At 70.7% G+C, this 10,696-nt stretch carries 11 protein-coding genes; 3 read left to right on the top strand and 8 right to left on the bottom strand.

What is annotated here, in order from left to right; translation table 11 throughout:
* The 4 genes from VF794_RS39840 to VF794_RS39825 form a co-directional block, all read right to left on the bottom strand.
* Nucleotides 1-298, bottom strand: a 298-nt coding sequence (locus tag VF794_RS39840) for a hypothetical protein (protein ID WP_331118969.1), incomplete at its 3' end; no start/stop codon positions are given.
* Nucleotides 295-1,260 (bottom strand): hypothetical protein, encoded by a 966-nt coding sequence (locus VF794_RS39835; RefSeq protein WP_331118967.1) that lies wholly within the window; start codon nucleotides 1,258-1,260, stop codon nucleotides 295-297. The genes VF794_RS39835 and VF794_RS39840, both read right to left, overlap by 4 nt.
* 23 nt (nucleotides 1,261-1,283) lie before the next feature.
* Nucleotides 1,284-2,336, bottom strand: coding sequence for a hypothetical protein (locus tag VF794_RS39830; RefSeq protein ID WP_331118965.1), 1,053 nt, complete (start codon nucleotides 2,334-2,336; stop codon nucleotides 1,284-1,286).
* A gap of 13 nt (nucleotides 2,337-2,349) precedes the next feature.
* Entirely contained in the window at nucleotides 2,350-3,513 is a 1,164-nt protein-coding gene (locus tag VF794_RS39825) for an MFS transporter (protein WP_331118971.1), read from the bottom strand.
* Nucleotides 3,514-3,594: 81 nt separating this feature from the next.
* On the opposite strand from VF794_RS39825, the gene VF794_RS39820 reads away from it, so the two are divergent.
* Nucleotides 3,595-4,074, top strand: a complete 480-nt coding sequence (locus tag VF794_RS39820; protein ID WP_331118963.1) for a GNAT family N-acetyltransferase — start codon at nucleotides 3,595-3,597, stop codon at nucleotides 4,072-4,074.
* A gap of 4 nt (nucleotides 4,075-4,078) precedes the next feature.
* Here VF794_RS39820 and hrpB read toward each other — a convergent pair whose 3' ends face one another.
* From hrpB to VF794_RS39800, 4 genes are all read right to left on the bottom strand, one after another.
* Nucleotides 4,079-6,553 (bottom strand): ATP-dependent helicase HrpB, encoded by a 2,475-nt coding sequence (gene hrpB / locus VF794_RS39815; protein ID WP_331118961.1) that lies wholly within the window; start codon nucleotides 6,551-6,553, stop codon nucleotides 4,079-4,081.
* A 37-nt stretch (nucleotides 6,554-6,590) separates the two neighbouring features.
* On the bottom strand, nucleotides 6,591-7,655 hold the full coding sequence (locus tag VF794_RS39810; RefSeq protein WP_331118959.1) for a hypothetical protein: 1,065 nt from the start codon (nucleotides 7,653-7,655) through the stop codon (nucleotides 6,591-6,593).
* Between the two features lie 82 nt (nucleotides 7,656-7,737).
* The gene (locus tag VF794_RS39805; RefSeq protein ID WP_331118957.1) at nucleotides 7,738-8,433 is read right to left on the bottom strand and encodes an HAD family hydrolase; all 696 of its coding nucleotides are present in this window, start codon (nucleotides 8,431-8,433) and stop codon (nucleotides 7,738-7,740) included.
* A 31-nt stretch (nucleotides 8,434-8,464) separates the two neighbouring features.
* Nucleotides 8,465-9,112, bottom strand: coding sequence for a HEAT repeat domain-containing protein (locus VF794_RS39800; protein ID WP_331118955.1), 648 nt, complete (start codon nucleotides 9,110-9,112; stop codon nucleotides 8,465-8,467).
* Nucleotides 9,113-9,275: 163 nt separating this feature from the next.
* Between VF794_RS39800 and VF794_RS39795 the strand changes: the two genes are divergently transcribed.
* The gene (locus VF794_RS39795) at nucleotides 9,276-9,668 is read left to right on the top strand and encodes a hypothetical protein (RefSeq protein WP_331118953.1); all 393 of its coding nucleotides are present in this window, start codon (nucleotides 9,276-9,278) and stop codon (nucleotides 9,666-9,668) included.
* Between the two features lie 124 nt (nucleotides 9,669-9,792).
* Nucleotides 9,793-10,696: adventurous gliding motility lipoprotein CglB (cglB, locus tag VF794_RS39790; protein WP_331118951.1), on the top strand; the 904-nt coding region annotated here is incomplete at its 3' end.

The raw sequence follows: 10,696 nt of genomic DNA, 5'->3' as shown, positions 1-10,696 counted from the left end.
AGAGCCCATCCTGGCGGATGACAGCGATGCCCGCGTCACCGGCCCGGACGGGAGACCGGCACCCCTCGCAGCGCCAGAGCACGGACTCGGTCCGGGCGGCACAGTCCAGCTCCAGCAGGTACGTCCCCTCGGTGGGCCTGTCGGAGGAGCGCGCCATGCTCACGCTTCCCAGCGTGCGCTTGTCCAGGCCGAGCAGCTTGCCGAGCCGCGCGAGGAAGCCGGGACCACTACCGGCCCAGGCTTGAACGGCGAACAGGAGGACACCTGCGAGGACTCCACGGAGGACGTTTCGGTTCATGGGCCCTCCTGGGAAGCCACGGGAGCTGGCGAAGGGACGGACGTGGGCGAAGCCACGGGCGGGGTGGGCTGAGCGCTCGGGGGCACCACCGGGCTCTTCGTCGCCTCTTCGAGCGCCCTGGCCAGCACGTCGATGTCGGGCCCGAAGCGGATGGATTGCACCGCTTCGCGGGGAATGGACGTGAGGACGCCGCTTCCCTGGCCCGCGCTCCAGATGAGCAACGACTCCGAGGACTCCAGGACGAGGGCTCCGGAGAGGGTCTCCACCGCCGCGTCCTTTCCATGGCGCACCTCGACGGAGGGGTAGCTGCTCGCATGGACCGCCGTCCCGAAATGCATGAAGAGCGCGACCACGCCGAGTGGCAGCATCCCCCGGCACCCGAGCCAGGCCAGCCATACCTTGTCCCGGCTCTTCGACTCCGGAACCAGCGCGGTGATGACCGCCGCGCAGAGCAGCCACACCAGCATCGCCAGGCCGTAGAACACCTGCGCTCCCATCGGATCCGACTTCGCGAGGAGTTCGGCGTTCAAGGGGCCGATCGCGACCAGGAGGGGGATGTCCGTCGGTTGCCGCCAGACCGTCCCGAGGAGGACGAGCAGTCCCAGTAGCAGGCCCAGCGGCAGCGGAAGGCTCTCGCGGTTCGGCTTCAACCTGCCGATCCAGGCGGGCAGCTGAGGCAGCCGCTTGCGGCGCGAGAGGAACGCGACGGTAACCGAGCCCACCAGGAGCAGGGCGAGCGGCCACAGCAGGAGGGTGAACAGCAACTCCAGGCTCGCGCTCACCACGTACCAGGCTTCGGCCAGGTAGCGCTCGACGCTCAAGGGCGTGCTGGCGGGGATGCCCAGCCTGTTGAGGTGGGCGCGGTGCGAGATGTAGCCCCCCATGGCGACGGCGGCCACCACCTGGGCAGCGAGCTCCAACTGCTCCTGCCACGAGAACTCATTCGATGGATTGGAGGACATAGGTCGTCGTTGGCTTGGAGGGGTTAGCGGCCCGGCTGGCCGAAGGCGCCCTGCTGCTGGGGGGCGACGCCCATCAGGTCGTTGGTGGCGATGGGGCACCGGGCCACGGCGTTGGGATCCACCAGCACGGCGCCCTGGGACCAGTCGCGGTCCTGGAAGATGAGCGCGTCGCGCAGCTCCACGTCCTGCACCGCCTTCTTGAAGCCCCAGAGGCGCCCGCGCACCATCAGCCGGGTGCCCTTGGGAATGCGGCTCAAGTCCAGGTACTGCTGGGGCGCGAGCCGCGCGGTGATGTTGACGACGGTACGCTTCGGCGTGCCGAAGATGTTGAGCTCCCCGGCGTTGGGGTCGGGCGGGTACCACACCATCCGGGCCACAGCCGTCAGTGGCTCCTCCTCGACGGGCTCGCCCTTGCGCTTCTTCGGCTTCTTCTTGGGCTTCTCCACGGCCAGGTCGATGAGCTCGATGCCCCCGAAGGCCACCTGCCGGTCGAGGTAGTTCTCGCGGAACATCTTCTCCGCGGAGGAGGCGGCGGTGGCGTTGGCGCGGCGGACCTCGATTTCATAGCGCTCGCGCAGGGCGGGGAGGGTGAGGAAGAAGCTGTCGATGGGCTGGAGGCCCTCGGAGAGGAAGCGCAGCTTGCCCACGTCGATGGTGAGCACGACGGGCCCGAGGGCCGTCGCGGTCTGGAACCAGGACTGGGGCAGCTTGTGCTCGATGAGCACGCGCCGCACCATGGCCACGAGGTAGGCGTTGGCCTGGAAGCGCGGGTTGCTCAACTGCGTGTTGAGCGCCTCGACGAGCATCGGGTCCAGGTAGAAGTTCTCGTCGCGCTTGTGGAGCAGGGGCGCGGTCTCCGCGAGCATCGTCATCAGCCCGCCGAGGAGCTGGGCGCAGTTCGGATCGTTGGTTCCCTGGGAGAGGGCCCGGTACAGGCCCGTCTTGAGGAAGCGGCGGTCGAAGTCCTCCTCCTTGATGTTGGGCACGTCGTTGCCAGCGCCGAAGAAGACCTCGGGCTGGGCGGCGGCGGGGAGGGAGGCGAGACAGAGGACGAGTGCGAGAAGGGCGGATCGCATCGCCCGCAGGCTATCACGCCGGGGAGGGGGGCTTCTCGGGGGAGATGCGGAGGACGAGCGCGGCGGCGAGCAGCTCGAGGACGGCGGCGACGGCGAAGAGGCGGTGGCCGCCGAGCCAGTCATAGCCGGCCCCGGCGGTGGCATATCCCACCAGCCCCCCCAGTCCGAAGGTGACGGCGGCGAAGAGGCCCTGGCCGGAGGCGCGCAGGTGAGGGGGAACGCGGCGGGCCACGAAGGCGATGCTGGCCACGTAGAAGGCCCCGAAGGTCATCCCGTGGAGCAGGGAGAGGGCGGCGATGACGCTGGGCGAGGAGGCGACGGAGAGGCCGCCCCAGCGCAGGGCGCTGACGGCGAAGGAGAGGGCGAGCAGGTGGCGGGGGGCGATGCGCTCGGCGACGCGGGGGTAGAGGAGCATCACGGCCAGCTCCGCGGTGACGCCCAGCGCGGCGGAGACGCCCGTGACGGAGGGGGGCAGGCCGAGCGAGACGACGAAGATGGAGAAGGTGCCGTGGTAGGGCGCGCAGGCGATCCAATGGAGGGCGGTGCCGGCGAGGAGCCAACGCAGGTCCCGGTGGGCGAGGAGCTGGAAGCCGGCGAGGGGGTGGACGTCCTCGGTACGCGGGGGGGCATGGCCGTCGCGGAGGGTGAGGCTCCACAGGGCGAGCGCGGCCAGGAGGACGAGGGGGGCGAGCACGGTAGCGCGGCCCACGGAGTCCACGGCGAGGCCGAAGAGGGAGGAGGAGAGGACGAAGCCGAGCGAGCCGAAGAGGCGCAGGTGGGCGTAGGAGCCACCGGTGTGGGCGACGTGCTGGAGCGCGAGGCTGTCCACCAGGGGGGTGATGGAGGAGGCGAAGAAGGCGTAGGCGGCGAAGGTGACGACGAGGGCGGGGAACCGATCGACGAAGAGGAGGGGGCTGAAGCCGGCGCAGGCGCCCACGGCGAGGACGGCGAGGACGCGGTGGGGGCGGCCGGTGCGATCGGCGAGGTGGCCCCACAGGTGGGGGGCCACGAGGGCGAGCAGGGGACTGAGGGAGAGGAGGAGCCCTATCTGGGTGACGGAGAGGGCGAGAGATTCGAGGTAGGCCGGCAGAAAGGGCAGGACGATGCCGACAGCGCCAAAATAGAGGGAATAGAACCCGATGAGTGGGAGGCGCCCGGTGGCCTGGAGAGGGGGCATCACGTCGGGGGAGCGCTTAACACGCCGCGCTACCTTTTCGATCTGTTTGACCCGGCGGCTTTTGTGTAGTTTGGCCACGCCATGTCGAACCCGGAGAACCCCCAGCCCCAGCCGGTCACCATCGGTCAGATCAAGACCGAGGCCGAGCTGTTTCAGGCGCTCGCCATCCGCGAGGTGGTGTTCATCGAGGAGCAGCACGTCCCCGAGGGCATCGAGCGTGATGCCGAGGATGCGAAGGCGTACCACGTGCTGGCGTTCCAAGGCGGGCACGCCATCGGGACGGGGCGTCTGGTGACGCTGTCGGAGCCGCCGTCCGGAGAGAGCGGAACGTGGGCGCAGATTGGCCGCATGGCGGTGTTGAAGGCGCACCGCAAGGCGCGGGTGGGCGCGATGCTGCTGACGACGCTGGAGGACGAGGCGCGTCGCCGAGGCGTGAACGGCATCGTGCTGCACTCGCAGCTGTACGCGCTGGAGTTCTACAAGAAGCAGGGCTACGAGCCGATGGGTCAGGTCTTCCAGGAAGCGGGAATCGAGCACCTGGAGATGCGCAAGAAGCTCTAGCTGTTCAGATCCGCCGTCCCCGCTCGGCCGGAGTCTGCGCATGGCGCGGATCCTCGGGCCAGCTGTGCTTCGGATACTTCCGGCACAGCTCCTTGCGGAGGGCGGGGTAGTGCCGCTCCCAGAACCCGGCGAGATCCGTGGTGACCTGAACCGCCCGCATGTTCGGCGCGAGCAGGTGGATCACCAGCGGCACCCTGCCGGCACACACACTGGGCCCCTGGGCCATCCCGAAGAAGTCCTGAAGCCGTGACTCGACCCAGGGGGGCTTGCCGGGCTCGTAGTGGACCTTCGCGGTGCGCCCGCCCGGGAGCGCGACCTTCTCGGGGACGTGATTCGACAGCAAACGGGCCTGCTCGGAGGTGAGGCGGGCGTTGAGCGCGTCGAGGAGCGACACCCCCTCCAGGTCGGCGAAGCTCCGAGCCCCGGCGCACAGGGACGCGAGCGAGTCCCGCATCAACGCGTCGTCCACGGTGGGGAAGCCGGCCTCTGGAAACGCCTGGGTGAGCAGGGCGATGCGGGTGCGCCACTGCTGGAGGGCCTCGGGGTCTGCGAAGCGACCAGGACCCGCGGCGAGGGCCTGCTCGACGAGCACGCGCGCGGCGGCCTCGGAGGGAGGAGCGGGGGTGCGGGTCTCCTCGAGGACGAGGTTGCCGTAGGACAGGCGGGTGATGCGCTCGACGCGCTTGGCCTCGGAGTTCCACTGAAGGGCGTCCACCTCCTCCAGGGCATCGGGGTACAGGTCGAGGAGCCACTCGGGCTCGACGGAGCTGGCGAGGCGGATGATGACGCCGCGGCCGGGGCGCTCCTCGACGTCCACGGCGACCATGAGCTCGGGCTCCTGGACGACGCTGAGCTCGGAGAGCTGCGCGGTGCCACCACCAAACAGGAGGAGCTCGGGGGAGCGGGGCCGGCGGCGCCGGGCGACGCGATCGGGATAACCGGCGAGCACGCTGAGCATCAGCGCCTCTTCCACGGCCTCGGGGCGGGAGGGCTTCTGCCCCTGCTCGCGGACGGCGCGCCGGAGCTGGCGCTGCACGCGGTCCACGGCCTGAACGGCGCTGGACTCCAGGGAGAGCGACTGGACACGACCGGGGCCCGAGAGGTTGGTGCGGGCCTCGCGGCGGATGTCGCGCTCACCCACGAGGGCGGCGAGGAGTGCCGCGTCCGCGCCGACGCCACGCCGCTCGCCCTCGACGATGATGCGGGCCTGACGGGGGTGGAGCGGGAAGCGCAGGAGCCGCTGGCCGATGTCGGTGACGGAGCCGTCGGGGCTCACGGCGCCGAGGCGGCGCAGCAAGGTCTCCGCGGCCTCGAGCGAGGCGGGTGGGGGCGGCTCGAAGAAGGGGAAGGAGGCGAGGTCCTTCACGCCCGAGGCGCGCAGGGCGAGGATCGTCTCCGCGAGGTCCATGCGGCGGACCTCCGGGGCGTCCTGGTCGGGGCGGCCGTCGAAGTCGTGCTGGGTGTAGAGGCGGAGACAGTGGCCGGAGCGGGTACGGCCGGCGCGGCCGGCGCGCTGGGTGGCGGAGGCCCGGCTCACCTTGGAGAGCTTGAGGATGGGCAGGCCGGACCAGGGCGAGTGCGAGGCCACGCGGGCCAGGCCGCTGTCGATCACGGCGGCGACACCGTCGATGGTGACGGAGGTCTCCGCGACGTTGGTGGAGAGGATGATCTTCCGGCGGGAGCTGCGGCGGACAGCACGGTCCTGCTCGGCGGGGGTGAGGTCGCCGTGGAGGGGGAGCAGGTCGATGCCGTGGCGCTCGGCGAACTCGGCGCAGGCCTCCTTGGTGCGGCGGATCTCCCCGGCGCCGGGGAGGAAGACGAGCACATCACCGTCGAGACCGTTGGCGTGGAGGCGCTTGATGCCGGAGAGGACCTGGGCATCGAGGTAGCGGTCATCGGCGGTGGGGAGGTACTCGACGGAGACGTCGAAGCGGCGGCCCTCGGAGCGCAGGGTGGGGCAGTGGTCGAGGTAGGCGCTGATGGGGGCGGCCTCGAGCGTGGCGGACATCACCACGAGCTTGAGGTCGGGCCGGGGGCCCTGCTGGAGGCGGCGCAGGAGGGCGAGCGAGATGTCGGCGGAGAGGTGGCGCTCGTGGAACTCGTCGAGCACGACGACGCCGACGTCCCGCAGGGTGGGGTCGGAGAGGAGGCGGCGGCCGAGGACGCCCTCGGTGACGAAGGAGAGCCGGGTCTTGGGGCCGCGGACGTCCTCGAAGCGGACCTGGTAGCCGACCGTCTCACCGACGCACTCGCCGATCTCCTCGGAGACACGCTGGGCGGCGAGCCGGGTGGGGAGGCGGCGGGGCTGGAGGACGACGATCTCCTTGCCCTGACCGAGGCCGGCTTCGAGCAGAGCGCGGGGGACGCGGGTCGTCTTGCCGGCGCCGGGAGGGGCCTCCAGCACGAGCGACTTCGCCCCACGCAGGGTGGCGACGATCTCGGGCAGGAGCGGGTCGATGGGGAGGGCGACGTCGGCCATGGCCGATTCCTCTTAACGGTGGAGAGCGGGGCCTGCTTCAGGTGGGTTCGGAGGAGGCGGACTTGGGGTCTGCCTTCTTGCGTCCCCGCCTGGCGGTCGCCTTGGGAGCGGACTTCGCCTCGGCGGCGGGCTCCTCCGGAGAAGGCTCGGCGATGGGGGCGGCGGGGGGAGGCTCGGCGGCCAGCTGAGCCTCGGGCGCCGCGGTGACCGCCTCGGGAGCGGGAGACGCCTCGGCGGCGGGGGCCTCGGTGACTGGCTCGGCGGAACCCGACTCCGAGAGCGCGGCGAGCTCGGCCAGTTCGGCGGCACTGGGCTCGACGGAATCGCTCGCCAGGGGCGTGAGCTCCTCGGAGGTGCCGACCTCGGGGGCGGCGGCCTCGGGGGACTCCAGGAAGGGCAGCCCACGCGCGGCGCGCTTGCGCGGCTTGGCGGCGAGACCGGAACTCTCGAAGGCCTCGGGGAGGGGGGCGAGGGCGGCCTCGGCGAGGCAGCGGGCCTGCCGGAGGGCGAGATCCAGCTTCTTGCCGAGGGCGATGAGTTCGGCGCGGAGGGGAGCGGCCTGCTCGTGGGGGAGCTGCACGGGGACGAAGCAGGCCTGCCACTGGCCGTAGGCGGTGGCCACCTGGTCGAGCACGGGGCGCACGAAGGCGAAGTCCTCGCGGGCGAGGATGCGGGAGACGTAGGAGGACTTGAGCCGGCGCTCGTAGTTGGAGCCGAACTCCTGGAGGGCCTCGCGGGAGGCGCGGCGGAGCTGGGGGAACTTGAGGTGGGGGAAGAGGGCCTCGATGACGGGGGCGCGGCTGCTGGCACAGAAGGTGATGCCGGCGTGGAGCTTCTCGAGGGTGTCGACCCAGACATTCTGGAGGGTGAAGGCGAACTCCTCGCGCACCTCCTCCAGCTCGGGCAGATCGCGCACCTTCTCGAGCACGGCCTGGGCGGGGGCGCGCTCGGTGCGGACGATCTGGAGGGCGGTGGAGAGCCACTCCTTCTCGCGCTCCAGACCTGGGCGACCCGCGAGCAGCTCATCGGCGGCGGCGAGGCGCGAGTCGAGGGCCTCGGCGAAACGGACGAGATCGTAGGCTTCGAGGGTGGACAGCGACATGGGGAGGGGCTCCTCGGGACCTGGGCGTGACGGTCGAGATACCATACCCAGGTCGGAGGGGTGCCCGAAGAGCGAGCCCGGCTCAGCGGCCGTCGAGCAGGGCGGCAAGCGCTTCGGGGGCGGAGAAGTCGGCGAAGGCGTAATCGGCGCCGCAGGAGAGGAGGGCGTCCGGGGTGAAGTTCCCGGTGCCGACGGCGATACAGGTGGCGCCGATGCCCTTGGCGGCGGCGACGTCCTTGGGGGTGTCGCCGATGACGACGACGCGGCAGGCCTCGACGGGGACACCGAGCAGGGAGGCACCGCTCCTGGCGCCGTGGCGGATGAGCTCGGTGCGGTCCTCGTGGTCGCAGCCGAAGCCACCGAAGGAGAAGCGGTCGTAGATCCGGACGCGCTCGAGCTTGACGCGGGCTCCCTGGCGGACGTTGCCGGTGCCGAGCCCGACGGCGAAGCCCTCGCGGGAGTGGGCGGCCTCGACGGCCTCGCGCATGCCGGGGTGGAGGCGGTAGTCACGGTCCTGGACGCGCTGGACCTCCTCGGCGAGGGAGGCGAGGTAGGCGTCGATGACGGCGGTGATGGCCTCTTGAGAGGTGGAGGCGCCGATGACCTCGAGTCCCTTGCGGACGATGGCGCGGTCGGTCATGCCGGACATGCTGAAGGAGTCACAGGCATCACGGCGACCGTGGAGGCTCTCGAAAGCCTGCTCCATGGAGCGACGACCGGCGCCGCCGGTGGTGACGAGGGTGCCATCGATGTCGAAGAGGAGCACGGTGGGGCGCATGGCCCCATCTAACCCCCTCGGGTTGAACCCCTCAAGGCTCGATGTAGCTCAACCCGCGCTGGATGGCCTCGCGGACCTCCAGCTTCTCCTCGAGGGCAAGCCGCTCCTCGAGCACCTTCCGAGCCTCCGCGCCCCCTACACGTCCGAGCATCTGTGCGGCGGCGGCGCGAACGGCCTCACTGCGATCCTCGAGCAGCGGAGCCAATGACGGAACGGACTCGAGCCCGGTGCGGCGCGCGAGGGCGAGGGCGGCGGCGGAGCGCACGGAAGGGGGAGTCGCGGAGGGGCGCAGGAGCGCTTGGAGCCGAACGGAGGCCTCGGGGTGGGCCACGACGGCCATGGCGGTGACGGCGCGAGCGCGCTGGGTCTCGGAGGCTTTGGGGTCGTTGGCGAGCCCGGAGAGTTCGGTGAGGGCGTCGGGGCCGAGCGGGGCCCAGTCCGCCTCGCGAGGGAAGGCCTCGGAGCGGTCGAGCAGGCGGAGGATCTCCTCGTGCAGCGTGCCCGGGGACCGGGGTGTGTCGAGAGGAGAGGACTGCATGAGCGCGGCGGCGGCCTCGCCACCGGGGTGGGTGCCCGAGAGGAGCAGCGCGGCGAGCACGGACAGCCGCGGCAGGCGGTGCCGCCACCCATGAGCGGGCGAGGCGGCGCGAGCGGAGACGGGCGGTGGGGAGATGGACATGGGGGAGGGCTCCCTCGGTGCGGACCTTCGACGGACCCTGGTTATAGGCCGGAGGACCGGGTGGAGACGATGCACTCCGGGTGCGTTTTGCTGATGGTGGATTGTTGAAGTTTCTCGGCGTTCGGTTGAAGTCACTTGGCGTGCCGCTATATGTGGCGGCGCCATGGCTGGACGGGTCTTCTTCTTTCTACAGCACGCCACCTACGAGCCCGCGTTCCAGGCGGCGTCGATGGGCATCACCGCGGCGGCGATGGGTGATCAGGTGTACGTCGTCTTCGCCTTCGACGCCTTGAGAGCCCTGGTGAGGGGCGGTTTTGGGCGGCCGCACAGCGAGAAGGAGCTGGCGGAGAGCGCGAGGGCGGAGGGGCTGGGGGTGCCGACACCGGCGCGGATGCTGGAGGAGGCGAGGGCGTTGGGGGCGAAGCTGGTGGCGTGCGACACCACGGTAAGAATCTGCGGATACGTACCGGACGAGCTGAAGGGGACGTTGGACGAGGTGATGGGGCTGGCGTCGCTGTGGAGACTGACGGATGGTGCACGCACCCTCGCTCTATAGGGAGGCGTTGCGCGGAAGGCTGGCCCGGGGCCTGCGGGAGAGGGTATCCTCGGCCCGCTTTCGGGGCCGGTCCCTAGTGAGCGCGGGGTGAGCCCGCGCCTGATTTCGAGGAGCGACTCAATCTATGCGCGCCAAACTGACCCTCTTGCTCGCCCTTGCGGTGAGCACCTTCGGTGGTGTTCTCGCCGCCGGCTGCCAGACCTATGACTTCGAGCCGGTGGAGCCGCTCGCCGTCTCTCAGACGACGGTCGAGACGAGGGTCGAAGCCCGTGCTCTCAAGCCCAACCTGATGCTGCTGGTGGACACGTCGGGTTCGATGACCGAGCCGCTGGATAAAAACCTTGCGGCCTGCAAGCTCTCCAACGGCACCACCTGTGGCGGCGAGTCTCCGTGCCCGACGACGTGCCCCACGCGCTGGCGGGCGCTGCAGGGCGCGATGGACAGCTTCCTCTCCAAGAACGGCCGCGTGGCGCGCGTGGGACTGGCGACCTACCCGGACCTCACCCAGTCGAGTGTGTGTGGCGGCGCGACGACCGGGCTGCGCAGGGGGCTGCCCACGGCGGAGGATGACAACACGCTGATCGCCCAGGCCGCGGCCGTGAACGCGGCGATTCAGGGCATCCCCAACTCCGGCCCGAACCGGCCGCTAGGCGGAACCCCGACCAGCCCGAGCCTCGACTTCCTGGGGACGCTGCCGGAACTCCAGGTCGAGGGGCGCGAGGATCTCGTCCTGCTGCTGACGGACGGTCTGCCCAACTGCAACGAGAAGTTCGACGCCTCGAAACCCTGCACCTGCACGCTGGGCAAGCCCGAGGACAATCTCTGCGCGGAGGCGCCGTACAACACGGTGGGCTGCCTCGACAAGGATGCTTCGGTGTTGGCGGTGCAGAACCTGAGGAACAAGAAGATCCGCACCATCGTCGTCGGCTTCGGCGCGGAGACGGCCGCTGGTGCTGGCCCGGCGGTGCTCAATGGGATGGCCGAGGCGGGCGGTTTCGCGCGCGAGTGCAACGCGGACGCGGACTGTG

The sequence above is a fragment of the Archangium sp. genome (assembly GCF_036389735.1).
Lineage (GTDB): Bacteria > Myxococcota > Myxococcia > Myxococcales > Myxococcaceae > Archangium.
The sequence above is the reverse complement of the archived record's forward strand: the minus strand, read 5'-3'. Positions and strand labels throughout refer to the sequence as shown.

Excerpts from the sequence above, each read along its gene's own strand:
- hrpB (WP_331118961.1), bottom strand. The coding sequence starts at position 6,553 with ATGGCCGACGTCGCCCTCCCCATCGACCCGCTCCTGCCCGAGATCGTC.
- VF794_RS39805 (WP_331118957.1), bottom strand. The coding sequence starts at position 8,433 with ATGCGCCCCACCGTGCTCCTCTTCGACATCGATGGCACCCTCGTCACC.
- VF794_RS39795 (WP_331118953.1), top strand. The coding sequence starts at position 9,276 with ATGGCTGGACGGGTCTTCTTCTTTCTACAGCACGCCACCTACGAGCCC.
- VF794_RS39800 (WP_331118955.1), bottom strand. The coding sequence starts at position 9,112 with ATGTCCATCTCCCCACCGCCCGTCTCCGCTCGCGCCGCCTCGCCCGCT.
- VF794_RS39835 (WP_331118967.1), bottom strand. The coding sequence starts at position 1,260 with ATGTCCTCCAATCCATCGAATGAGTTCTCGTGGCAGGAGCAGTTGGAG.
- VF794_RS39820 (WP_331118963.1), top strand. The coding sequence starts at position 3,595 with ATGTCGAACCCGGAGAACCCCCAGCCCCAGCCGGTCACCATCGGTCAG.
- VF794_RS39830 (WP_331118965.1), bottom strand. The coding sequence starts at position 2,336 with ATGCGATCCGCCCTTCTCGCACTCGTCCTCTGTCTCGCCTCCCTCCCC.
- VF794_RS39825 (WP_331118971.1), bottom strand. The coding sequence starts at position 3,513 with ATGCCCCCTCTCCAGGCCACCGGGCGCCTCCCACTCATCGGGTTCTAT.
- VF794_RS39810 (WP_331118959.1), bottom strand. The coding sequence starts at position 7,655 with ATGTCGCTGTCCACCCTCGAAGCCTACGATCTCGTCCGTTTCGCCGAG.